This is a genomic window from Crenobacter oryzisoli, from assembly GCF_030385785.1.
In the GTDB taxonomy this organism is placed as follows: Bacteria; Pseudomonadota; Gammaproteobacteria; order Burkholderiales; family Chromobacteriaceae; genus Crenobacter_A; species Crenobacter_A oryzisoli.
This window is the reverse complement of record NZ_JAUEDK010000013.1, coordinates 1-25,880: the sequence shown is the minus strand read 5'-3', so window position 1 is coordinate 25,880 and position 25,880 is coordinate 1. Positions and strand designations below refer to the sequence as shown.

At 55.7% G+C, this 25,880-nt stretch carries 14 protein-coding genes and 2 pseudogenes; 7 read left to right on the top strand and 9 right to left on the bottom strand.

What is annotated here, in order from left to right; translation table 11 throughout:
* Positions 1 to 135: 135 nt before the first annotated feature.
* Complete coding sequence (locus QU481_RS09220; protein WP_289829669.1) at positions 136 to 783, bottom strand: hypothetical protein; 648 nt, start codon at positions 781 to 783, stop codon at positions 136 to 138.
* A 709-nt stretch (positions 784 to 1,492) separates the two neighbouring features.
* On the opposite strand from QU481_RS09220, the gene QU481_RS09215 reads away from it, so the two are divergent.
* The 4 genes from QU481_RS09215 (at position 1,493) to QU481_RS09200 (ending at position 7,289) form a co-directional block, all read left to right on the top strand.
* Positions 1,493 to 2,356: a hypothetical protein gene (locus QU481_RS09215; protein ID WP_289829667.1), complete on the top strand. Its 864-nt coding sequence runs from the start codon at positions 1,493 to 1,495 to the stop codon at positions 2,354 to 2,356.
* A 710-nt stretch (positions 2,357 to 3,066) separates the two neighbouring features.
* Positions 3,067 to 4,404: a glycoside hydrolase domain-containing protein gene (locus QU481_RS09210; RefSeq protein ID WP_289829665.1), complete on the top strand. Its 1,338-nt coding sequence runs from the start codon at positions 3,067 to 3,069 to the stop codon at positions 4,402 to 4,404.
* Between the two features lie 688 nt (positions 4,405 to 5,092).
* Positions 5,093 to 5,518, top strand: coding sequence for a hypothetical protein (locus tag QU481_RS09205; RefSeq protein ID WP_289829664.1), 426 nt, complete (start codon positions 5,093 to 5,095; stop codon positions 5,516 to 5,518).
* Positions 5,519 to 5,753: 235 nt separating this feature from the next.
* Entirely contained in the window at positions 5,754 to 7,289 is a 1,536-nt protein-coding gene (locus tag QU481_RS09200; RefSeq protein WP_289829663.1) for a hypothetical protein, read from the top strand.
* Between the two features lie 36 nt (positions 7,290 to 7,325).
* Here the strand turns inward: QU481_RS09200 and QU481_RS09195 are convergent, their stop codons facing one another.
* The 3 genes from QU481_RS09195 to QU481_RS09185 form a co-directional block, all read right to left on the bottom strand.
* On the bottom strand, positions 7,326 to 7,682 hold the full coding sequence (locus tag QU481_RS09195; RefSeq protein WP_435382729.1) for a transposase: 357 nt from the start codon (positions 7,680 to 7,682) through the stop codon (positions 7,326 to 7,328).
* A 194-nt stretch (positions 7,683 to 7,876) separates the two neighbouring features.
* Positions 7,877 to 9,487: a peroxidase family protein gene (locus QU481_RS09190; protein WP_289829661.1), complete on the bottom strand. Its 1,611-nt coding sequence runs from the start codon at positions 9,485 to 9,487 to the stop codon at positions 7,877 to 7,879.
* Positions 9,488 to 10,007: 520 nt separating this feature from the next.
* The gene (locus tag QU481_RS09185) at positions 10,008 to 12,611 is read right to left on the bottom strand and encodes a hypothetical protein (RefSeq protein ID WP_289829660.1); all 2,604 of its coding nucleotides are present in this window, start codon (positions 12,609 to 12,611) and stop codon (positions 10,008 to 10,010) included.
* A 799-nt stretch (positions 12,612 to 13,410) separates the two neighbouring features.
* Between QU481_RS09185 and QU481_RS09180 the strand changes: the two are divergent.
* Together QU481_RS09180 and QU481_RS09175 are read left to right on the top strand one after the other, a co-directional pair.
* Positions 13,411 to 13,739 (top strand): annotated as a pseudogene (locus QU481_RS09180) (IS110 family transposase); the annotation flags it as partial.
* Between the two features lie 222 nt (positions 13,740 to 13,961).
* A pseudogene (locus tag QU481_RS09175) lies at positions 13,962 to 14,717 on the top strand (IS6 family transposase).
* Between the two features lie 79 nt (positions 14,718 to 14,796).
* On the opposite strand, the gene QU481_RS09170 reads toward QU481_RS09175, so the two are convergent.
* From QU481_RS09170 to QU481_RS09145, 5 genes are all read right to left on the bottom strand, one after another.
* Entirely contained in the window at positions 14,797 to 19,518 is a 4,722-nt protein-coding gene (locus QU481_RS09170) for a GMC oxidoreductase (RefSeq protein ID WP_289829659.1), read from the bottom strand.
* A 28-nt stretch (positions 19,519 to 19,546) separates the two neighbouring features.
* Entirely contained in the window at positions 19,547 to 22,783 is a 3,237-nt protein-coding gene (locus QU481_RS09165; protein WP_289829658.1) for a hypothetical protein, read from the bottom strand.
* 213 nt (positions 22,784 to 22,996) lie between these two features.
* Positions 22,997 to 23,179, bottom strand: a complete 183-nt coding sequence (locus QU481_RS09160; protein WP_289829657.1) for a hypothetical protein — start codon at positions 23,177 to 23,179, stop codon at positions 22,997 to 22,999.
* 173 nt (positions 23,180 to 23,352) lie between these two features.
* Positions 23,353 to 24,189, bottom strand: coding sequence for a hypothetical protein (locus QU481_RS09155; protein ID WP_289829656.1), 837 nt, complete (start codon positions 24,187 to 24,189; stop codon positions 23,353 to 23,355).
* Positions 24,190 to 24,969: 780 nt separating this feature from the next.
* Positions 24,970 to 25,515 (bottom strand): IS6 family transposase, encoded by a 546-nt coding sequence (locus tag QU481_RS09145; RefSeq protein WP_435382732.1) that lies wholly within the window; start codon positions 25,513 to 25,515, stop codon positions 24,970 to 24,972.
* 70 nt (positions 25,516 to 25,585) lie between these two features.
* On the opposite strand from QU481_RS09145, the gene QU481_RS09140 reads away from it, so the two are divergent.
* On the top strand, positions 25,586 to 25,880 hold a 295-nt coding region (locus QU481_RS09140; protein WP_289828410.1), incomplete at its 3' end, for a helix-turn-helix domain-containing protein.

Genomic DNA, 25,880 nt, shown 5'->3' with positions numbered 1-25,880 from the left:
GGCAACTGGCAAGCGTCTATGCAACATTCGCACGCTAACACTCCATAGCCTCTGGGGTTCATTGCCTAGCTAAGCGTTACAGCACTTGGGTTTTATTCCAGTTCATCAAGGACTGTGAGCTTGGTGCAAATAGTGTCAGGCAATGATCGTTGCCAAATCCCCCTTCAATAGCTGTTGCGGCACTTGGCAGAACCGGTAAGCACCGCTGTTTTGGTCCAGATCGAAAACCCACACCAGATCGAACCGTTCGCCTGGCCACTTTTGCGGTACGGTGCTCTGGTTATCCAGGATCGCGTTAGCGATGGTCGGGATGTCTTGATGCTGCCAGCAGATCAGCACCACACCATCACTGGCAACGGCAGCCTCCGCCACTGCGGCTTCCTGGCCTTTGGTGTAACGGCTATCGATCTGGGTAGCGAGTTTCTGGCTCAGCGGCGTGATCGTGTCCTCCGGTCGCTCACTCTTACTGTGCTTGGCCACCGCGGCGGCAAACAGGACGCCTGGCGTGGCTAGTTCAGCGTTTTGCAGCGAGCCGTGGCTGGGCGCAAATAGGACGGCTAGCGCACCGGCACGCTGCCAACCCTGCACGGTCAACCCTTCACCATCGGTTTCGCCGTTGTCGTTCACTCCATAGGGATCGCTGTTGTTGGTCGTCGGCTTTTCCGCGTGGCGGATGATCATGATTTTCTGGGCACGTGGGGTGGCCATAGGAATGTTCTCCTTTTGTTTTGTGTCGCTATCGCTCTTAAACCAGGATGCGGCCGGGGAATGGTCAATGTCCACGGACACCTCGCCCCCAGGCGCGCATGACACCCACCACTTCAGCGGATCTCATGCTCCAACCCTCTGTGGTAAAGCTACCAGCAGTGCCACTCCATTGGGCGTCCCCCTCAGCCGGTTACAACGTCGTAGCCTGTCCCGTCTGAATTGCCACCTACCGCTCGGGGATCTTGTCGACCCGGTTGATCGCGCGGCAAGTGATGGTTCCACGCGGTTTCTGCGGTATTGCGGATAAAGCAAAAGCGTTAAGACGCAGTCAATTTGATGCCTTTTGCAAAACCGTGCTGGCCAATTCGATGGTTTGCTTACAAATTATCGTGCGATTTGTTAGAAAAACATGCCGCGTTAAAAAAACCAACCTCAGCACCATCAACTGACCACAAATTCTTAAATTTAAATAATATTCTCGGAATGTAATTTGTCAAACATGTTCTAGATTTAGTGCAAGTCGTTCACTCGAAAATCCTCATAATCTGATAATTACGATTGGAGCTGTTTAAACGAACTATCTCTGATTGAGTATCCATGCTCTTATTTAATTGTTACGCATATCATAAACAGCAAAATAACTTTTCTTTATATAAAGATTGGAAGGTGATGCTAGTAGCAAATGCCATATCGTCAGGCATATGCAATCAAATTTTTCTGCGTAGCTCTTTAGCCAAAATTCATATTTTTCTTAATTCGTTCCTGATGCTAACAGGAGGCTAAAATGGCACTGATCCAGGTTGGACTGGTGGACAAGAATTCTGGAATAGACCCCTCTTTGTTGCAGGAAGCTGCTGCAGCGCTCAATATCCAGGTGATGCGCGACGTGCCGAAGTTCTGGAATGTCCAGGCAACCGTCAGATATCTGCCACACGCAAGGCATATACCGATCGGCGTATGGCCTGTGTTCCTCGTTGACAACCTTCCCCCTGACGAGGGGGGCTTCCATCTCAATAAGCGAAACCAGCCCTTTGCCGAGGTCGAAGCCAGCCCAGCATCGGATGGCTGGACGGTCGCGGCAAGCCATGAAATTATCGAAATGCTCGTGGATCCTTCTGGCAACCGGCTTCAATCTTCTCGATCGATTGAAATCAATGGCACTGAGATTCAGGATGGTACTGGTCAATTTGAATACCTGGTTGAAGCTTGCGACCCCTGCGAAGCGGACAATTTCGCCTATTCGATTCAGGGGATTGCAGTTTCAGATTTTATTACCCAGAATTTCTACGACCCCGTCACTACCTCCGGCGCACGTTATAGCTTCACTGGTGCGATCACCGCGCCACGCCAGATTCTACCGGGGGGGTATATCTCTTGGGTGGATCCTGTGACCAATAAATGGCAGCAGCTTCGCTATCTTGACCCTGCGGCGCCTCCCGTTATTGTCGATCTGGGGCCGGCTACTTCGCATAATCTGCGCGAATGGGTACACACGAAAAATGCCAAAGAAGAGCGACTGCAGACGCCTCAGCGGATCGCTAGATCGCCAGCCAATCAACTGCTCTTCCAGCGCTGCAAAGATCAACGCATGGCACTGAGAATGGCAGCCGAGGAACATGGGAATCTCTACAATCACAAATTACGGTGAGGGTAGCTGATGGCAAGGAAGGACATCCGCCTCGGGGATGCGGGTCTGCTCCTTCCTCGCGCTGGCAAAATTGATGTGGCACGTGATTTTGTCCGGTGCACAGGAGGGAAGGTTTGAAGCAGTTCGCTTTTCACCACAGAGTGTGGACGCATTATGGATTTTGACTACAGGATGCACTGAAATTTGACCACATGGAGAGGGTCTCCGAGACCGGCACAGGCATTTGCGGGGATTTCACATGAAGTCCCCGCAAATAGAAGCGCAATCAAGAGAAGTCACTCGATCGACACTCTGATGAGCACAACCCTGAAAATCTGACCAGCTGTCTTCCTCCTCTCAGGCGCAGATGATCGGGGTCGGCAATCAAGAGCCATATGGAGGCACCGGGGGTTAAGGATGCCTAAGGCAATGATGCTCTTGCGGAGGTGGAATGCCATGGTCACTGGGCCAGGTGGTAGCGTCCACATACCGAAAGCCTGTTCGCCCGCATCGGGCGTCGGACACGGCTCGCTGATGGCGACACATACTGGCGCTCCAACGCGAAGATCAACATCCTCACCATGTAGGATTTTGACGCCGAGCCATGCATTGCTGCCTCTGACGGCTGGCGACGAGTCTTCAGTTGACCAAGCTACCAGAGTTGCGATGCAGGCTGGCGGTACGTAAAGCGCCAGACAACTTGACAACATCATCGATAGAGAGGGCTAACCATGGCAACGATTATCGATGTATCGAGTGCCTGCGGTAACAGAGCGTCGGCGCTGGCCGCCGCTGGCGTCAGAACGGTGATTCGCTACTATTCGCGCGACACCGTTCTTTCCTCGAAACGTCTCACACACAATGAGGCAATACAACTTGTGGCCGCCGGACTACGCCTGGGCATTGTTCACGAAGGTCGTTTCGGTGATAAGGCGACGAACTTTGATCGCGCATGCGGGGTTGCTGACGCGCTATACGCACGCAGTTACGGCGCGACGACAATCGGTCAGCCTGCCGGTTCCGCGATTTACTTCGGCATTGACTTCGACGCTACGGCTGAAGATATACGCACCCGTGTCATCCCGTACTTTCAGGGCGTCTCCGACGCTTTCGGCCAACCGACCGGCGACCCCCACTATGTGATTGGCGTCTACGGCAGCGGCGCGACCTGCAAGGCAGTACTCGATGCCGGGCTCGCCCAGTGCGCGTGGCTGGCGCAGTCTACCGGCTGGGCCGACTACATGGACTTCCGCATGTCAAACCGCTGGACGCTCAGTCAGGAGATGCCGGCGACCATTGCCGGCGTCGCGTGCGATCCGAACACCACAAGCGACGGCAAAGTGATCGGCGACTTCACGCTTACGACGGGGTCGGTAGCACAGCCCCCGACAACATCGCCACTTCCGGCGCAGATGCGCGTTAATGCGCGCAGTGGATTGCGCCTTCGTTCCGGACCGGGGGTCGAATTCGAGGTCTCGAAGCTCCTGCCGTTCGGCACGTTGGTGCATCCGTTAAAATCAGTCGGCGCCTGGACTGCCATCGACCTACAGGGTGATGGCATCGCCGATGGCTTCGTCAGCAGCGCATATCTGGCGGATGTTCCGCCGTCACATACTGCCCCAGGCACAGCGGTTGCGGATGCCATCCACGTAGCAGAGTTGATCCGCCAGGGCAGTTCTGCGGAGGGACTCCAGGCAGCCCGAGAAACGGCAGCCGCCTCACTTCCGGGCTATCCGACCAACGGTTGCGCCGCGCATCTAAGTGCCTTACTGCAGCAGTCGAGCATGGACGTGCCGATGACTTGGGGCGCAGGCAAGCTTGCGCAAGTGTTGATCGATCGCGGATGGTCACAGATCACGGTCGGAAATCAGAAACCCGGCGATGTCGGGGTGTGCTTCGACAATAACCCCTCTCCGCCGGGGGCTGATCACATCTATCTGGTAGTCAGCACGTCTGGGCCGGATGAAATGATGATCGCTGACAACCAGCGAACCGAGGATGCCCCGCACATTCGCTTCGCGAGTGGCAAAGGGAAAACGCCGACTGAGTATTTTCTGCGTGCCTTCTGAAGCCCATTGCGGCAGTCCAGTCGGCATTGACAAGTGAACCGGTTGACGATGCTTTATGCATCAACTGATGGATATTTATAATCGAACGGCATCTATTTTGTAAGTTAAGGTGATTTTGTCAACAAAAACAGAATCCGACTTTTTTACCAAAGAAATTTAGTAAAAATTGCACTTAATTTAGAGTATTTTTATCGAGTCTTGTCTAGATTTGAGAAATAAGTTTTATTTATGCAACAAAAACATCATGACGCCAAAAATCTCAAACAACAAGTTACTACCGGTTTGATCATACAAACCTAAACGAATTGAAAGCATGCCTGACATCCGGCTTTCCATTTTTCTACGGATCTACTGTTTATTCATCGATGATGACGCTCAAGGTAGTGCAAACTGCGCATAGTGCAATGCCAGTCTACGGCAACTAGATAGAGGGAAGACATGCCATAGTTGGAGTCGGTTACGATGACAGAACTTGGATATTAAAATTCGCAATTCATTGAGAAAGTGGTTGTGGGAAAGGAGGATATGGTTTTATGCCTAACCAGTAATTGACCGCAAACTTAGCTGGTGACTTTTTGACCATCCTGGCTGTGAATAGCAGCACCTAGCCAGAATTAGATTAACCAAAAGGCGGCAAAGACTTCACCCTTGCCATCGGTGTTAAATATTTATACATGGAGAATACAAAATGAAGCCATTCACAATAAAACTCGTCCTAATTATGTATTTTTTTGCATCAAGTGGTTTTCTCTTTGCGCAAGACGACGAAGTTAACGATTTTCGCATCGAATTCGGCAAGGGAGATAGTGCACAGATACTGATGATCCACAACCTAACCGGTCAGTGGCGGTGTAACGATGGAGGAACATACTATATTCGGCAGGTTGATCTAGAAATCTGGTGGTATGGCAGAAGCGCAAATGGTGGGCAAGGGTTTAGCAATGTATTCCATGGATTCATTCAGAAAAGTGGGCGCATTGAAGGCCGTTGGGCCGATGTTCCAATGGGGCGCATGCAGAATTCAGGTAAGCTCGTTTTACAGATTGGAGGATCAAGAATATTGAACGCCGTTTCCAATACTGGCGGGTTTGGCGGTGGCGAGTGGACGCGATAAGACTTTAGCTCATGCCTTCTGATCAAGCTTGCATGTCTGTCTAATGTTTGAATGCACTCTTCCAATGCGCCGACATACCGCCGCCTTCCTCCTCGTCCTATCGCAATGCGTAGCCTTCTCAGGCCTCCTTGTGACTGAGACTGTATGGGCTGCATCGGAGCCTGCACTGCCTGAAAACGCATGCCCCTACCGGTTGCCTGGACGAAGGTCAGCCTGGACTGCGCAGGAACATTGGGTGTGGAAACAGGTTTGTGAAGGACGAGAAGCGGACTTGATACGCACCTACAATGGCCTCAACAATCCGCACAATGCAGGTAGGTGGCCGAATACAAGAGATCTCAGGCAGCGGTTCCTTGAGACAATTCTTCTTCACGAGCCTTATCGCAGTGCCATTCCACGTGGAGGTGTGAAAATACGTGGTGCCCGCTTTCGCGAACCGATTAACCTCGAAAACGCACACGTCACTTTCGATCTGGCACTCTTAAAATCACGCTTCGATTCCGATCTCAAACTTGCAGGATTTGAGACCGACCACTCCCTCTCTCTGGCGGGGAGCATGATCGCAGGAGAACTCAGTCTCCAAAGTGCCCACATAGAGCGTAACTTTATCACGAGTGATGCAAAGCTATCCAGTATCAAGCTTTTGTTATTAAAAATAGATGGGATTTTACTAATGGAAATGGCGTCAGTTACTGGGGATGCTGACATGAACGCCATCATTGCCAAAGATGCCCAGGTAGTGGATACCCAATTCTTCAAAGACGTCAAAATCCAGGAGGCGGAAATTGGAGGCGATTTCAATATGCAGCGATCCACGGTCATAGGAAATTTCGATCTTACGAGCTCCCAGATCGGAGATAGCCTGCTCCTCTGGCAGATCACATTACGGAAACCTGCGACACTTCACTATGTCTCAATCGGCGGAAATCTTGACCTGTCCGGCAGCGCTCATCTCAAAAATTCCGGGGAGTGCAAAGATCCAGAATGCTTGCGTAGTTCACTGAACTCCATAGACCTAACCGGTGCAAAGATTGGCCAGGCACTTCGATTCGGATCGAGAGATAGGAGGCCACCGCACTGGGATCCAGGAGCGACGCTTATCCTGAGAAACGTTGCCGCGCGCGACCTCCAGATCCAAAATGAAAATCCTGCACAGTGGAATCCCACGCGCGAACCTTTGCCTGACTACCTCGATTTGAGTGGCTTTACCTACAACCATCTCAGTGCGCTTGACGTAGATCCTAAATACACCGTTACTGAAAATCAGGATGTCTCGTGGTGGCTTGAACACTGGTTCAAACATCTCTGTAGCAAGCCATCACCTGTACCATTTACTCTCCAGCCCTACGAACAGCTAGGAGCTGTGCTCTCCAATCTTGGTCAAAAGGAGAAAGCCGATGATATATTGTACGAGGGGAAAAACTGTGAGCTTTCGGTAGCTCCGCTATCACGGAATACAATAATATGGATGGGGATGCAAAAAATTCTCATCGGTTATGGCTATCGAATCTACTACGCATGGGCCTGGATATTTATCTTCATTACCCTTGGTGTAATGGTACTCCGGTTGTCGGGAGAGGGAAAGCGCAACGGACTTCCATATGGTGTTGCATATACCATTGACACTCTCCTTCCCATCGTTCACTTGCGCGAAGCCCATTACAAAATCGATCTCAATGGCTGGGCGCGATACTATTTCTACCTTCACAAGGTCATGGGTTATGTCCTTGCCTCATTCCTCATCGCCGGGCTCTCGGGGCTGACAAAGTAAGATATTAATCCGGCAGCCAAATACCGTACAAGCGGCTTACGCTGCGTAGCGGATCTTCTCATGCCTGAAGTACGACCGAATTCTGGCCGGCTGCTTCTGCAGCGAGCGTAAATGAGATAGCACTTTCCCTTGGAGTTGGCCATCCGATCGAACCGGCGCGCCTGCGCTCATTCTGGCCTTCAGGTCACCGTTCAAGTATTCATCCGGATTCAGTTCCGGTGAGTAGCTGGGCAGGAAGAACAACTCAATCGCCTTCTTGTTCTCTTCTTCCTCGTTCAGCTCGGTATCAAGTGCGTTTGTGTAAAATTTCGGGAGCTGCGTTGCGCAACCAGCCAGGCACATGCCCACTAATGTGGCAAGAGAAAGGGTTCGAATTCGCGACAAGGGAATCATAACGACGAGCCTATTCTTGTTCTTCTGCGCGATACCATGGGCGCGATTCTTTGAGACGTATGGTAGGAGAGCAGCGCCACAATTGCGACCTAACTTTATTGGTGCGGCAGGCGTTGTCTCCTTCGGGTGTTTCTGGAGGAAGGCGAGCAGGAATGCCTACTGGGGCTTGAGCAGTACAATAATGACAAAAGTACCTACTGAGCTCGGGACAGCTCACTCCAGTTAAAGGAGGCCTTTAAGGACTTGCCTCCTGTGTTCCTTTCTGCAAGCGTCTTGAGGTCGGGGGTCGCCTTGATCTGTTCCAAGCCATATTCAGTCAAGGTACCCGCGTTATACACATTTCGCGATAGGACCGGGTTTGTCAGGGCTTGTGTGAAGGCATCCACGGCTACCATGGTGTTCAGTGTCTCGCCGAATAAGGCGCCATCCTTGGTCTCTTCCGCAAACAATCCGACTACGAATTCCAACTGATCAATGTCCTTGTAGAGGGAGCAAAGAGATTTCTGCACCACTGGATCACGGGTCAGCGCGTTCCAGTTGCGCAAGGGATCAAGTCCGAATCGCTTTCTGTACTCGTTGAAAGGCTGTAAGCGAAATTGTCGGCCCATCTCGATGCTCATGCAGTCGGCCCAGAGTAGGAAGTCAGGGGTATTGAAGAGGCCAACCTTGCCGGCCTGTTCACGTGAGGCTGCCTCGACTAACTTGCGAATGCCAAAGGACTCCAAGAGCCCATTATTGTTTTGGAATTCCGGGGGAGGGTATTTGTGGCCGCCTACATCCACCGTATCCGGCACCAAGCCGTGCCAACGGTAGAGGATGTCGAATTCCAAAGAAATCCAGTTCATACGGTACCAGGTTTGGTCTTCGGCATAGGTGTTATCGAAGACGAAGAGCTTTGTTCCGGCGATATGTCCAATATAATCTTCTACCACTATGCGTATAAGCATAGCGATGTTGATCATGCGGGCGGTTTGGAAGAGCCGCTCATCACCCCAGCTAGGATTCTGCCGCTCCAGTTCCTTCGCCAACCTGTTGTGTTCTCGTAGGAAAAGGGTACTGATGGTTACGTACCCGATAGAGGAGTTACCCCGCTCCAGGCCGGTTGCGTAGGACTTGGCACGCCGCTCGAAGGGCACACCCTGCCGGTCCAGAATCAGTTTCAACTTGTCGAGGTAGGGCAGTTGCTTGAACTTCTCTCGTGGCCGCACGCCCTTGCCGTCTGAGGTCAACTCGTAAATATACTCTGGCAGTTCTTCCCCATTAATCAACTGGCTGGCCAACCGGCCGCCAGCCCCAGCGCGCAGTATTCTGGCCGTCTCCTCGGTCAGACCATAGATCTGGCAAAGGTCAATGTCGTGGTTCGACGTATTCATGCGCCGATCATCGCTGTCTATCCGCAGAAAACTGTCGGTGAACCACTGGGCGAAGTAGGGAAAGAGGACGGTTGACCTGTCCTTTTTCATCCCATTACGCCGGAAGAGGCTGGTGACGGGGCCGATTGAAGGATTAGCCCCCAACTGCACCTCGCAGGACATGTTGGTCGGTAGGCTATTGATGTATTCTTGGGATACTGGTGGAAGGTGCCGACTGGAAAACCGCCTGTCAGTGAGGCTCGGCCACGACGTGTAGTCAGACACGAGGCCGAAGTCCCCCTTTTTCGCCAGTTTGACCTCTGACCACAGGGAAAACGGCCTAGGTCTCGGCGGCGTCCTGCTGGCCAGATAATTAATTGCGATCTTACTGAGCAGCGACCGCAGGAACGGTGCGATCTTCAGGGCCCACTGTGCGATCTTCACAGTATTCATACTCACCCCTTACTGTAGTACACTGATCTACTAATACTCATTTAGAATAGTGCAATGGTGGTTAATATGCAAAGGTCTGTTCTGAGGGTATATTCGGATGCCCGAGTTTCCTTCGGCTTGAGTGGGGCTTCTGGCCGACGTCTTTCCCATGAGCTTCCGAACAGAACATCAGGGCACCTCGAAAAACCCTAGTTTTCAGCAAAAACGCCTCGTAAGTGGCTGATTCTATTATGTTTCATTTTGAAAAATGAAGTTTTTCGAGGTGCCAAAGGCTTAATGAATGCAAGGGACTGCCCCGTTCCGAGGCTTGCGACGGAAGCCGTTGGCAGTACCAACCGCCATGATTAAGTTTCCACGCTTCATCATCGCTAACAGGAGGGGAAGGCCATGCCCATTATCACTCTCGATATCGACCTGGCGAAGAATGTATTCGCATTGCTTGGCGTCCATTACATTAAGCCATGGTGATCCCTAATGAGATAGGTCGCCTGCTCAGCAGTGATTCATCAAACAGGCGTCGTCAGAGGCGCGCTTGGCGTGAGCATTTGTTCGGCAATGGACCAGCGTCACTAGGCCAATGAGCTCCAAGAGCACTGCGCACTTGGTGGCGCGCCAAGTCGAAATAAGCAGCATACGACGTATAGGTGGTATGCAAGGTCTGCATGACGAAGTCGTCTTGGGGAAATCGCGGCCGACGCGGGCCATCTTTGCTGGTAGGACAGTCCTCCAACACGTGCGCCAATGCGATGCAAGGCAGACCTGTCGTTGGAGCGACATGAGCACCGGGCGCAGCAAGAAGTTTGTCATCTGGGCCATAGCAATAGCCGATTTGCCATTCATTGCGCTTTGTTTTTCCCTGCGAGCACCACTCATCCCAGCTCCCAGGCGTCTTGATATTGCTGCGCGGCAGCAGTTGCGTTGCCACGTCGCTCCAAGCAATGCCCGGCACAACAGCGATTATGGTGCTGAGCAAATCCTTTTCTTCGGGGTCACAGTCTCGGTATTTCAATGTGTCACCGCGGTACACTTTGAAGACTATCGGCGTCCCTGCCGGCCATTGGTAGAATAGGTCCTGGTCTTTCGGGATGACACGCTTTTTCTTCTCCTCGGTGGCGGTAGGCGCACCGAACTTGGCGGTAAACTCAGCACATGGCGGTTTAATGTTGTTGTAGCCCAGGCGGCCGCAATAGAGTTTTGCCACAGCTGGAATCCGTTCATCAACAGAGCGCATGGGGTTCTCGTCGAAGGCTGCCAGATCAGAGGCGTCGAGTTGGCTGGAGCACAGGGCATCCAGATACGATGCAAAGGCTCGACCGCCGGCAGCGGTGGGCGCAACGGAATGCCTGGCCACGATGTACTCCAAGTCCGGGCTACGTATGAAATACGCACCGTCGAGTTCCAGCTGATTCTTGAGGTGGCAGATTGCCGCCCACTCCGCTTTGCCGTCCTGGGTGCCATGCGCATAGACGATGGTCTTGTAGCCGCGCCGTAACAACGGCAGAATGCCGGTATTCTCGGTATTGCCACCGTCTTGCAAGTGAATGTAGGGGCTTTGTCGTTGACCGTTCGTCGTCGACAGGTATGCAGGCCAAGGCAACAGTTTGGCAATCCGGCGATCTCCATCACTAACATTAAAGTTACGCAACTCGGTAAACCAAGTTAAGTTCAGGAAGTGCTGCCCTGCGCCGGCGGCCAAACGGAACGGCTGGCGACTGATCTGCGTTTGGTCATCGTCCAAGAAGGCGGCGGAGGCAACCACTGCGTCCAGCACAGACAGGCCATCGGGATTGCGGCCCAGAAAATCAAACTGCGCTTCCGGTGACTGACGCGCGTAGCCGTAAGTACCCGAACCATAGCCATCCCACGTCAGCTCGAACTGCTGGCGGAGAGGATCACGCGGTGACGGCAATAGCCACTGTGCACCCGTTATGGGGCTGGGTGCTGTAGTCCCGATAATCCACAGTGGTGCACCAGCATTCTCCAAAACCTTGAACTCCTTCAGCGTGCGCGTCTTACGCCGCTCTGAGAGCGTGTTGTACAAATGCTCGACATCTGTGCCGCCAGCGACCTTCCAGTCGTGCGGCGTGTACCCATACTGCCGCTCCAGGCCCAGCTTGTAGGCGAGTTTCGACGGCGCGCTATTCAGGGGCCACCGGAATACGGTGCGCGCGAGGAACTGAAACGGGATCGTCACAAGGGTTTCTGCGCTGAGCAACGTGAGATTGCCGTACTCGGGCAAATAGAGACCGTTACTAGTATGCAGGTTGCCTGGGGTATCCCCCCGCAACAAGTCATGGTTTTTCCAGACATGGCCGAGAAATTCGTAATCTTTCGCGAATTCGTTGTAGGGCTTGATGATGCCATGGCTTCGTAGTTGGTCCGGGTCGTTAGTCTTTTCCCAGCAGTTCTGGTGCATTGCCTGCTCGCGGAGGGCATCGAACTTCCGGCTGCCAATGAAATATTCGGGGATGCAGGAACGAAACCAGTCGTCGGCGGTGCCGGCGTCAACCGCGCCTTCTTTCTGCTGGTCATACAGTCGATTAAAATAGTAGCTAGCGGCATAGGATCCGCCAGAGATCGATGATATGGCCCGAACCTGTTTGCTCAAGAGGTCTAATTCTTGCAGCCCAGCTAGTGTACCTAAGGCAAACGGTGCTGCCTTGCTCCCGCCCCCTTCAAGAGCAACGCCCAGATCACCAACTTCCGGCCGCTGATTCTTGGGGTTGAAGTAGTCGGCGACGATTTTCAGACGGTTCTCGCACGTCTCACCCTTATTTATGCAGTCCACCGAGCGTTGGGCAGGGTCGGCAAGTTCTAGGTAGTGTGGGGGAAATGCATCCGGCTCGCGCCGCCCGATAGCCGCGTCATCGGTAAACAGCGTCGCAACACAATTTCGCTGGTCAGGCGATTTGCAGGCATCTAAGGGAAACTTCGGCGCATCTTGAGCTTTGCTCTGATACGTTGCTGGCTGTGTCGCGCAGGCGTTGAGTAAGACGGCGCAGCCAATCGTCACTAAGAGTTTGCGGAGGGTAGGACGCATGGAAACCCTGCCAAGATTTTCGCCATGGCAACGGGTGTTCACGACTTCAACGTGGGCTATTGAGATCGAACGTGCCAAGCTCATGTGCGTCTCCTGTGTGGTAACTGACGCTTCCAACACTCGACTTGTGCGCTACCATTGGCATTTTTCGGCTTCGCGAGAACTCAATTTGAGCGCATCGTCTGCGGCGGCAATACTCGTCCGGATTGTGCCGGTGGGCAATCAGAGCAATCAATCCCGTCAATCGGCTATAGCGCAGTAGCATATTTGCGGCATGCCAATGAGATAGATCGTTGCCCGTATTTTTCAGGTACGCTACTCATAGATAGATGTAGGGGAGTTCGCTTACACTCCTTTTATCGCTCCAACAATGCCGACAACGATAGCCGGCTTGGAGGTGCCTGATTCTTGCCCCAGTCATGCTGCTTTGTTCCACGGTGACGTGACTTGGATAAGGATGAAGTGTGAGTTGCCAGTCCGTGTAGCGTCCGTTCTCCGAGATCTTTAGTAATTCAATATGTAGGTATGTGTAAAAATCTACTTAGACAGACCATCATGGCCATCTTGCCGATAGGCATATTTATCTTGATGGCACTATAGAAACACTTATTACGTCACACGTCAGACTATGATGAAAGATCACCAGATAGTGACGAAAGGCATCAACTCATCATTAGGAGGCATGGCAAGATTCTTTGAAATCTTACCAATCAGCGCTTGGTAATTAACCATTACTAACAGCGCTGTTACTAACTTTTTAGAAAGTAAGCTCACTTTCGTGTAATAATGGCTCTGCTAATGAAATGGACGCCCCCTTCCGGAAGCGGCATCGCGGTGCCACAGTGAATTTGCAACCAACTCACTGACCAAAGGGAGCGTCACCATGAACATTAGAACGATCGGGCTGGATCTGACCAAGAACGTGTTCCAGGTCCACGGTATGGATGCGCAGGGCAAGGTGGTGCTACGCAAGCAGGTGGCTCGTGCGTCATTGGCGGCGTTCTTTGCCAACCTGCCGCCCTGTCTGGTCGGGATGGAAGCGTGTGGCAGCGCGCACTTCTGGGCCCGCAAGTTGGCCGCCTTGGGGCATGAGGTCAACATGAGGTCAAATTGATGGCGCCGCAGTTCGTGAAGCCCTATGTCAAAGGCGGCAAGACCGATGCGGCCGATGCCGAGGCGATCTGCGAAGCGGTGTCCCGTCCCAACAGTAAGCACCCGACCAATACCGTCTGGTACCCCACCATAAATTGATGAGAATGATGTCCATCACATGGTTAATGGACATTATCTTGGATTCAGCCACCCCTCCCAAGCGTCATCGGCGCCCCAATTTCCCGCTCGACTTCAAGCGCCACTTGGTCGAAGCCTCGTTTGAACCTGGTGGTACTGTCACGTTGTTGGCCGGTTGTCGGAAACACGGGGACAATCTCGGGCATGAAACGAGCCGCCCGGCCTCACAACGCACCTGCCATCGACGCCTTCTCGTATGCCGGTTACCGATTCCCTCCCGAAGTGATCAGCTACACGGTGTGGCTGTACTACCGCTTCCCTCTGAGCCTGCGCATGGTGGAGGAACTGCTGGCAGCACGCGGCATTGAGCTGACCTATGAAATGGTACGGCGCTGGGCGATGAAGTTTGGCCTGGGCTTCGCCAAGTGCATCCGGGACACCGCACTGGCACGAGGGGACAAGTGGCATCTCGACGCGGTGCTGGTCACAATCCATGGCAAGAAGCACTGGCTATGGCGCGCGGTGGACCAGTAGGGCGCGGTGCTCGACGTGCTGGTGCAACGCCGGCGCGATAAGCAGGTGGCCAAACGATTGATGCGCAAACTGCTCAAAAAGCATGGCCGAGCGCCACGCGTGTTGGTGACGGACCAGCTCAAGAGCTACGCCGCCGCCAACCGCGAGTTGGGCCTCAGTTTCGAGCATCGCCAGCACAAAGGACTGAACAACCGGGCAGAGAATTTTCACCAGCCAACGCGCATGCGAGAGAAGGTGATGCGCCGCTTCAAGTCAGCGGGTCAGCTGCAGCGATTTGCCTCGGTTCACGACCAGGTGGCCAACCTGTTCATGTGCTGCCGGTACCACTCGAACGCGCAGCAGAAGCGATCTGTGCGCGCCAAGGCCTTCGAGGCTTGGGAAAGGGTGACGTGCGTTCCGATGATGCCGGGATGCCTTGCTGGGTGAGTTAGCCCATCCTCGCCCACCGCCTTCTCTGCGGCCGGCACCCAACAAGTTGACAGTACCGTCCGTGGTGCAGCCCCATTCAGCAAAGGACATTCTCGCCCGCCAACTGCCCGAGCATGCGATAGGCTTCCCACTGGTCATCGTCAAAGAACTGGTCCAGCGTGGACTGGTTGGGAAACGTGCAGTGATTGGCGGCGTAGTTCCGAACGTCGACTGGAAGCTCGGCCAAGAGACAAGGCTTGACCAGCAGCAACCAGCTCGTCCTCCCCGGTTCATCTGCGTAGGTGATGCGTGCCAGCGCCGCGCCGCGAGGGCCATCGCGCCGAAGGTCATCGAATGCGCCGATTGCTTCCGGATTCAGGTGTGCCCTGAGACAGCGCGGCAGAGGTGCCGGCGCCTCCAGTTTGCCACCCTCGTTCCCACCCGAGTCATCGCGCTTAGCGAGGGCGTGCACCTCGGTTGGATCGAGCCAGGTCAGCGTCGCACAGAAATCGAGACGCACCTGACGAGTGAGCACTGCCAATGAGCCGAATGTGTAGTCTGGGTCGGCCGTTGCGTCGACGGCGATCATGATGGGTAGGCGGCGGCGAATCAGCTCATAGAGTCCCGAGTTGTCGAAGTGCCCGCCATCGCTTAGATACCACAGCCGCGCGGCGGGGCCCGCGAAGTACGCCCGCCATTCGTTCAGCAGGCTCGCCTGCAGGGTGAAGAGGGTCGACGGCAATGACTTCAAGCGGCGCCAGAGACTCGACGGATAGCGCCCCGGCCGGCGTCCGGCGGCGATGCCGCTGTTCCACCAATAACCGATGCGGATATTGAACAGGCCTAGCAGCATCGATTGCGCAAGCCGCGTGCTGCGCCCGGTGCCGGTCGTGAGCGACGCGCCCGATATCGCCATCCACTGGCCGAGATGCAAACGTTCAACCATAACTGGCTTAGTGTCGGAGCGTGCGAGAACATGGAACTCGTGCGGATCGGGGTCCACCCGCACGGCCGAGACGGGTACAACATGCGCGGGTATGCCGTCATTGCGCTCACCCCAAAGCGCATGAAAGCGTCTTCCGACACTGATACCAGCGGGCCCCACGCACATAGGCATACCATTGTCGTCACGTAACTGGTTGCCCGAGAGCGGATCGACGGTGTTGTTGACGCAAGTGCCGACCAGATGCAACGGCCCGCCCGCGCGTTCGGGATGATAGGCGTCAAACTCGATGTCATCCTCCAGTTCACTGACGTTCACTGGCACAGGTGAGTCAGTGCCGGCCGGATGTACCCGCGCGTCGTTTGAGGCACCGAGGAAGGTTCGCACGAGCTTCTGAGAGTACGCTTGCTGCAACGACGATAGGTTGAGAAAGACGAGCATACGTCCCACGACGGCCGATACGAGCAGCGCCGTCACCACGCACCAATGACTGACCGAGGCATCGAGGCGAAACACAAAGTACACGAGCGTGTCCAGGTAGAACAGCAGCACGAACAAGAGAACGAAGGCGAGCGCACCCAGGAAGATATGCACCACGAGGCCGTTCTTCAATGCGGCACCCTGCCCCCGCGGGCTCTTCAACAGACTGACCGCGACGCCTTGCAACACTGGCAGCAAGGGCACAAGGCCTATCATCGACCACGCCAGCGGCACCATCGCGCGGTCAGACACGATCTGCGCGGCCGTGTCCAGCACCACCCAGAGTAGGCTTACAGCCAGGCCAACCAGCGCCACGCCGAGCAGGCGAGTCAGCCGGTTGCGCACGATCGTGGTCCTGACCGTCGGACGCGCCTCAGACACATCGGCAAGCCTCCCCCACCTCGACGGCGCCGCGTCGGATGGTACCCCCCACCTCACGGCCTCCTGCTCGATCCATGCGAGCAGCAGAACACCGATGGCCGCGATACTCCAACCGACGATGGCAGGCAGTGACAGCCCGTAGATCGCGCATCCGAGCATCACCAGCCACAGCACGAGTGGCAGCCACGCACGCCAGTTCTTGCTCAGGGTGTCTCGCAGGGTCAGCCAGTAACCGATGGCAGGTGGCAGCACACCAATTGCGAGCACTGCACCGGGCAGCCACCACCAGACCGACAGTGTGACCCCGAACAGCACCGGCGGCTGCGCGCCGCATGGGATAGGCAACTGCGAGAGGCACGGCTCGGAGAGCGCCCCCCATCGAATCAGGCCGAACACACCGAACAGCAGCGTGCCCAACCATAAATGGACAGACGCGAGGTTGCGCAACAAGACTGCAATGTCGAACAGTACATCGCGGCGACCTCCGCCTGTGATGTACTGAGCGTTACTGCGTAGCCATCCTATCTCGGGCGAGGCGGGATTCGAGAGGATCGCCTCAACACGCCCCGCCTTGTCGCCGACGATATCCGGCAAGCGAGTGAAAAGCCGGCCAAGGAACGATGCAGCATAGCCGCCGCCGGAGACTGAGGACACGATATCGACCCTGCGCAGAATATCGCATTTCGCCAGCGCCTGAATGAACCCGAGGCAGAAGGTTGCACTACGGATACCCCCACCCGACAACGCGAGGCCGACGGTGTCACCCGGTAGCTTTCTAGAATCCGGTTCGGGGTCGTGCCAATCCGGAATTGCGCGCGCACGCCTGACACGAATCGCTTCTACTTCCTTGGCTTCAAGTTCGCGTGGATAGTTGTTCGAGTCGGCGAGCAGCAGGTCGGCGGCCTTTTCACCGATCATGAAAGTCGGCGTGACGATGAAGTAGCCCGGAATGCGCGGAAAGACCGAGGTATCGACCACGCGCAAGTTATGCACGCCGTGCACGCGAAAGCTGCTGTCAAGGACGGCATAAGCGTCCTGAAGCTTGCCGGTGTCGGCGCACCAAGGAACGCTGCCGATCCGACAGGTGCCGCAGGCATGATGTCCCCAAGCTTCGTCCTTGATCCATTTTCGCAGGTCATCCGAATCGCTCAGGCGCTCTGGACCTGGCTGTAGCTCGTTCTCGAAGGCGGTAACATATTTGTTGATCTTGCGTATGGCCTCTACGGCTTCATGCAGCGCGTCGAGATCATTGCTGCATTCTTGGGCCCCGGCGGGTATGTCGTCGAACGAATGAAAGTCGATCTGCGGCGGTTCGAGCGGATCGGCGCTGCGTAAGCGAACGGTGCCGTAGTTGTTGCTTGTATAAGCCTTTAGGATGACCCAGCTCCACAAATTGCGTGATTCGGTCGTCGCTCCCATGGTCCTGCTGAGCAACTGCGTGGACCAGCCCCAGTAGTAGCCACGAAACGCTGCGGGTACGCCGAAGACGAATAGGTCCGGCTCGCTTCGAATAGCAGCATTGGCCTTGGAGGACAGCATCATCGCGATGGCGCCTCCATTGGTAGAATAGAGTCCGCTTTCGTCTCGCAGCCACTGTTTGAGCACTGGGTCGTCCGGATCCCCGGGCCGGAAGCGGGCCCCGTCGAGTGTAGAGAATGCTTGCTTCGCTTCGCTGATGACGCTCACTTCGTAGCGGTCCTGCAGGTTCATCCCCACACCAGGCAGATGCACGATTGGGGCAATCTCATGACTGTTACGGTCGAGCGGTCCCTTGATGCCGAGTCCCTCGAGGTGGGTCTTATCTCCTATCCCGCTCAGCATCAACAATTGCGGCGTGTTGAACGCGCCGCCGCAGACGATGATTTCCCGCCGCGCGAAGACCTGCTTGCTTGCCGGAGTGCCGTTGGGATCATGGCCCTTCGAACTCGCGCGATACAGATGCGTCCCAATCAGGATCTCGACGCCCACGGCTCGTGGTGCGTCGTTGCCGTGCTCGAATAACACACGCGTAGCGTGAGCCGAACTCAGTATCACCAGCCGGTCAGGAAACCGCTCCTCTACATCCTTCAGGTGGTCGCGCAAGCCGTAACGACGCTTGCCGTCGGTGCCGATCGATATGAGCGATAGGTGATCGCGGCTCGGGATCTCTGGCGATCGTACGTTTGGGTCGAGAAATTGCAGAATCTGCAGCCTGGCTATAGCCCGGCCGATCATCGAGCGCTCCTGACGCTTTGCGAGCGCTGAGAACACGACGTCCGCGAGCACGCTCAGCAAGGTCCGGTCGCCACGCACAATGCTCGCGATCACCAGCGGGTCGATGAAACTGGTCTTCTGCCAGCCGTTGAATCCATGCCCACCCGGATCGAGCTGGCTACGCGGATTGAGCAGCCTGGCGGTCCACTGGACCGCACGAAACAGCGGACCGGCGAACCGGCTATAGACCGAGTAGTAAAGGCAATTCTCGATCTTGGCAAAGTATCCCTGCATGTTCTCGGAACGCCACGACGCATCGTCAGTGTATTCGGCGATCCAGTCCCAGTCTGCGTCGTTTGGCCGGATGATGATCATAGCGTGGTGTGCCGTGCAGCCACCGATGGCTGCGGCTCGCGGATACTGGATACCGCCCTGGCCTCTACCGCCGTTTATCGAAGGGTCTTTGCAGGCGTTGTACTTGGTGTCACGCTGCTGTCTTTCGGTGCTGCTGTAGTGACGCACAGAGAATTCCCAGCTTGTCTCCGAATCCTCGGTCGCGGGCGCATGAAAGGCCGGCACGGCATAGACCTGGCGCATCTGCGAAGCAGCGTTGCCTGACTCAGCAGCCGTCATGGGCTGAGGTGGGCCAGACGTCACCGCGGTGGCGGGATCCCCCCCCGCTTCGACGAGTAGAACTCGGCATCCGCCCAGCGCCAGCCGGGCAGCAAGCGGGCCGCCGCCTGCGCCCGAACCTACAATCACATAGTCGAAGGGTGTGTCGTCCGGGCTCTCAGCAAGCTTCAGCAGTTCATCACGGTTCATGGCGGCTCCCATCAGCTGAGGCGGCATATCAGAACGTCTCGAGGAAGGCCTTCAACTGTCTCTTCTGTTCGCCCGAGAGGGCTTCGCCAAACCAGTGCCCACGATCGAGCACGAAATCGGGACACTTACTGGCCTTGAGCAGCGCCGGACCGGCTTCTTCTTGGAAAGCAGCAAGCGCCGCGAAGGGGGGGTGGTGAGTTTCGTCCGTCAGATTGTCCTTGCGCACGCGCAGGATGCCACGCAGGAGCCCCGACGCCGCGTTGAACAGATCCAGCGTCGGCGCTTCCGGGTTGATGTTCATGATCAGGTTCACCGGCGTTCCCTTGGGGATGGGGCCGAACCGAATGTCGCTGACTTCTCCGTCAACGAAAGCCCTAGCGAACCCGCCAATGATCAGGAACGCCAATGCGCCTGTGCCAAAGAACCAGCGCATGGCGTCGCGCGCATCAGGTCGCAGGAAGAACAGGCCACCGCCGATGAGCGCGAGGGCGGGGATGATCCACAGCCACGGATAGATGGTGTCCACACCCGAGCCACGCAGTAGCGCCGCCACGATAATGGCAAGCAAGGCGAGGAGGCTCCCTGCGAGGCGCCCCCGTCCGACGAAGACGAGGAGCAGCGCGATTGCCGCCAGGGTCAGCCAGAGGTAGAGCGAGAGAAAGGATGTCGTGGTCTCGCCCAGCACGCCGTTCAGCAGTGGACGGATGAACGGGCGCCGAAAGTCGAGATAGGAATCGGCCGTCGTTCGGTAGATGAAGCCTACATCCCTAAAACCGAGTTTGCCTGCGACACCTGCGTCCGCAAACTTCTGTCGGAAATCACCGGAAATGCCGCTGCCATTTGCTCGCTTGTTGTTGGTCAACAGCTTGTCTATCGCATCGTCGAAAGCATCGAGGCGCCTCTTGACCGAAGGGTTATGGTTGTAGATACCGAGCGCATTGTTGTGCAGCAGCGGAGCCGTGGCCCACAGGCTGACAAGCGACGCCGGCCGATAGTAGCCCGGGCCGCCGGCCGGGGGGGCATAGGCATCATTGTTGCCCCATTCGTCAACGCCTCTATCTGACTTGAACGGGTTGAAGAAATGAACAAGGCCCACTGCAGGCAGTGACTTGTAGGTATCCGATGAGAAGTTGTCCCAGACTTGGCCGCGCATGGCATTGGTCGCGACCGCGCGCTGGGAGTTGGTGCCAACCAGCGTGATCGGAACGCGGATGTCCGTGGACAGGTAGTTGTCCTGGAAGAGATCGTGCCCCTGTTTCGCTTCCAGCTTCATGTAGTCCAGCAGCCGCTCGACATAGGCGAGGTAAGGACCGCTCCGCTTGAAGGCCTCCCAGTCGGCGAAGTCCATTGGCAGAGTCAGCTTCTCAGGTCCGCCAGGCGCTGTACGCCAGCTGCGCGAAAACGTCAGCTGCTGACCAGGCGGCTGTTTACTGGAGTGGCAGACTGCGCAGTGCTGCAAGAATACCTCACGGCCGGGCCGTATATCTGCACGGTCGCGCTCGATACGTTGCCGGCCATCGGCTGTGGACTCCAGTTTCATTGGCTGCGTCACATTGGCGCCCGTCTTCGAGACGTAGGTGAAGAAGCTTTCAAGTTCTGAAACGCGATAATGCTCGGTCGTGTCCCAGTAGATCGATTTCGCACGGATCGTCGGCAGGTCAAAGGGACGCTGCGGTGTGAAGCCAATGATCGTGTTCTGTACGCGACGCCACTGCTCGGAGTACGCACCGATATTGAGATAGACTCGCAGCAAGGCGCCTTCGACACCTATGCTGTCCGCGCCGTCGAGCAACACGCGTGGTGTGTGGCGTGGATTCAGGTTGAAGAGCGGGGCATCCTCGATGCCACGAAGTAGCATGTTGACATCGCTTTGATGCTCAGGTGGATTCAAATCGGCGCGCGCAAGGCGCGCGTTTATTTCGAAGATGGCGTTGATTGTGTTCGGATTATTAATATGATCAGTCGCCACGAGTGAGGTATCGATCGTCCCCGGTTGCTGGCTCGCGACGAACTGCCAAAGGAAGCTGTCCTCGCGTTTGATGTTCGAGAAGATTTGCGACGGCGTCCAGTACTGGTTACCGATGGTACTCGACATGTTTCCCCAGGCCGGATGGTTTAAGTCTTGCGGGGGCGCGAGCGGATGCGGGCCGACATGGCAGAACGAGCACGCCATGCTGACACGGAAAGGGCGCACGAGCTTCGGGTCGGCGTGGATGGAGTCTTCGGTACGGGAGTAGTATCTAGCGCCATTGTCCTTGACGACTTGCTCCTGCCAGTACCTACGCGCCTCTTCGGCGGCTTTCGACTTGCCGAAGAAGTCGGGATTGAGCATCAGCCTCAGGCCCACTATGCCCGACGGATAGCCGTATACACGCGGGTCGACACCGTCGTTGGCAAGCTGGGTGATCGTCTGTTTGTACAAGCCTTCGTCACCGATCTCGAAGAACTCCCGATATTGCTTGCCTGTGTGGTTTGCCGGCGCCTTGACAAGTTCTTCGAGCTTGTGGGTTTCGGAGTTGATGTCGCCCTTAGGTGCGGTCATCTTGACCTTGTCTCCGTCCCCCTGATCAATATAAATGCCAAGTCCGCGCAACGGCTGATCGCGTTTGATCATGCCTGGCTGGTTCATCAAGCCGGCGTCGGCGAAGCGCGTGTCCCGCTTGCGCGAATCGAGCAGAATCAAGAAATCGGCAATACCATATCCATTTTGCTGTACCCAGTCCCAGAAGGCCTCATTGCCTTCGCCCCACAGCATCCATGTATTCTGACCTTTGATGGCGTTGCGCGCTTCAGGCGGAACAACCTCCCCGTTCGAATAGTCCATGGGGCGTGGGGCCGGATCATTGCCGACGATCACTTTGTCGACTTCACTAAACAGGTTGCGCGTTTCAGTCGGGAAGCACTGTTCCTTGCGCCTGTTCAACTTCACGCCAAGCATTGTGTGACCCCCAGCTGCTTCGTCCGTGGGGGCGCCCGTCTCGGCCTCGCTTTCAAAACGCCCGCCTGAGACCGGCCGTGGTGCGATCGAGGCGGCCGGGTAGGCCTCGCGGGCTTGATTGAGCATTTGCAAGTCAGCGTAGCCAGGAACGGAAGCGCCCAAGGCGGGGGATGCAGCAGATGTGGCCGATACAGCCAACATCGATGGCGCGGATTGTGACATCGTTGCGAACGCAATGGCCAAAAAGCCTACCATGACGAGCGATCTACGAGCAGTTCGAATGCGGTGTTGGCTCTCATGATTTCCAGAGTCGGGCTGCAGATGCATGGTCGCCCCTCCTGACGGTGCGAGACGTTCTGTGCGATTCTTTTCGTCGTTGCCGACGAGCCTCTTCCTTCAGGGTGGAATTACGGCAGTTTGCGGTGATTGCCAAAATTCCTTTGCCACAGCGAGATCAACTGGAGGGCACCTCGAATAACCACCTTTTTCGGCGAGGCGTGACGAACAAAGCCTCTCCCTCGGGTAAAACCAATAGGTTTCTCACGCGTTTTCCCTTACTTCTTGCGCCATGGTGGCCATTTGGGACCGCCTGAGGCGCCATTGGCGCGCTAGAAGCGCCGTCACGCCGGCCGTTTTCAGGAAGCACAGCCGGTGCAGGTTGTAGTAAGCCACCTTCCAATTCAGATGCAGGGTGGAGCGGGTCAGACCATTGCTGTGCACCACTTTGCCGCCTTACTGCTCAAGGGCGCCAAAAACATGCTCTATGCAAGCGGGGGTCATGGCGATACGACGGTTTCACCCTTCCTGGCATGCGGACAACGGCCAATCCTTCCTGGCTTTGCGCTGGATATGCAGACGCCAGCCTTTGTCCCGCATGGCCGCGTGACTCAAATTAATTAGTCTCTGGAATTCCCGGTGCGTTTCACCGATTCGTAGTACCGTGATCGAGACGAAGCAGCACGAGCGATTGCATCCCGTCGCTGTGTCACTAGAGGGCTTGCAATGAAGCCCGACAACTTTAACGGTCGCGTTAGAGCATCAACCGACTCGCGCAGCGATTTGCCGGAAGCAGCAGGTCCCAAGTCCTTGATGACTGGTGTGGTAGTGAAGTACTGAAGTTGTTGCAGCGTATCTGTTTCAGAATTGAGCCAGGAGATGTATCCACCCTTGAGCACCTGCCGTGGTCGCGTCAATGCCCCAGTAAAACTATAACGTACGCCAGTGGAAGCCTTCGGGTCGAAGAAATGAGGCGTGTAGAAGTCGGATACGACCACACCGTCGATCAGATAGGAGAATGGATCGTTCTCTGACGGGTCGCAAACTTCGATCAAATACTCAAACTTACCAGGAACATCAATGATGTTACCCCCCTCAACGGCAATGGCATTCGAGGCATAGAGCCGACTTCCACTGGGATCGGCGAGCATCTCCAGGCACTCATGGCTACCCGAAAGACTCCAACTTGGTCCAGCTTCGACCAGCGCATAAGGTTGATGGTGCTTGGTCAAGTGAACGCCACCCTCGGTGGGTGGTAGATTACTGACAATGAAGATTGGCCATACACCCGGTGGGGCATCATTCGTGCCCACTAGGGCCGAGACGGTCGCCGATACTCCCCAAATGGGTCCGAAGTCCCGGTTGACCTGTAGGTTGAGCGCCGCAGCAACGGTGGTAAGTTCTTGAGGATTGACAGTACCTGTCTTGTCGATCAGGCCAACTCGGATGGGTAACATGTAGAGCCTCCGATGACGTTAATCATACAATCAACACGTGTTTGTTGGCCCACTTCGCATATCGAAATCTCTCCGCTGTCCCTTTACGCCCTCACCAACGAGCATTAGGGGGGCGTGGTTGGCATCGTAGACCCACGTTTAGGAAACGTGTCAGGCTTTGTTTATGCACACTAAGCTTGGACATTATGGCGACTTTCTGAATAGGCCGTTTATGCCTGCCATCTTACAAACACTGGGCAACGTCACCTTTGGGTAAATCGTTCCTTGTGTCACTTTAGACTTTTGTTTTCAATGGATTTTTAAATCTGTCAAGCGGCATAATAAGGCCGACTAACGGGCGAGTACTAGGTACACACACCGGTATTGTCAACTTAAGGATGAGAGGCCGAACGAAAATGCGGTGCTTGAGGAAAGCGGATTCATGCGGCGAGGCATCCCAGCATCGGGGCGCAACTTACCCTTTCCCAAGCCTCGAAGGCTCGGGTGCGCACCTCGCGCTGGTGCTGCGCATTCGTGTTATAGCGGCAGAGCATGAACAGGTTGCTTACTTGATCATGGACCGACGTGAATCGCTGTAGATGGCGAGCTGATTTGAAACGGCGCAGCACTTTCTTTCTCGCGCACTCGCGTTGGCTGGTGCGAGTTCTCCGCCCGGTTGTTCAATCCTTTGTGCTGACGGTGCTCAACATTCAGCCCCAGCTCCCTGTTTGCTGCGGCGTAGGTACTGTCAACTTGCTGAACGCCGGCCGCAGAGAAGGCGGCGAACGAGGATGGGCTAACTCACCCAGCAAGGCATTCCGGCATCATCGGAACGCACGTCACCCTTTCCCAAGCCTGGAAGGCCTGGGCGCGCACAGATCGCTTCTGTTGCGCGTTCGAGTGGTACCGGCAGCACATGAACAGGTTGGCCACCTGGTCGTGAACCGAGGCAAATCGCTGCAGCTGACCCGCTGACTTGAAGCGGCGCATCACCTTCTCTCGCATGCGCGTTGGCTGGTGAGAATTCTCTGCCCGGTTGTTCAGTCCTTTGTGCTGGCGATGCTCGAAGCTGAGGCCCAACTCCCGGTTGGCGGCAGCGTAGCTCTTGAGCTGGTCGGTGACCAGCACGCGTGGCGCTCGACCGTGCTTTTTGAGCAGCTTGCGCATCAATCGCTTGGCCGCCTGCTTGTCGCGTCGGCGTGGCACCAGGACATCGAGCACCGCGCCATGCTGGTCCACCGCGCGCCATAGCCAGTGCTTCCTGCCGCTGATGGTGACCACTACTTCGTCGAGGTGCCCCTTCGCACAGGGCGTGCGTGAGATTCTGGGAGAGAACGTTACGTGCAGATTGCCAAGCGAAACGCACTGTATACTAACCTTTTAGAAAGTAATGCCATTTCATGTGATAATTTTCTTCATGAAATGCAAACGAAACTCTGACGCCCGCGGGATTGACCACCACACCCTCCAGGTCATGCGCCAGCAAGCCGTCAAGGCGATTCGAGAGGGCCAATCGGTGCAAAGCGTAGCAGCCGCCTACGGTGTCAACCCGCGCACGGTGTTTCGCTGGTTAGCAGACTTTGCCAATGGCGGCCAAAACGCCCTGCTGGCCAAGCCGATCCCGGGGCGTCCACCGAAGGTGACGGCCGATGAGATGAGCTGGCTGGCCAAGGCGGTGAAAGACAATACGCCGCAGCAGTTCAAGTTCGAGT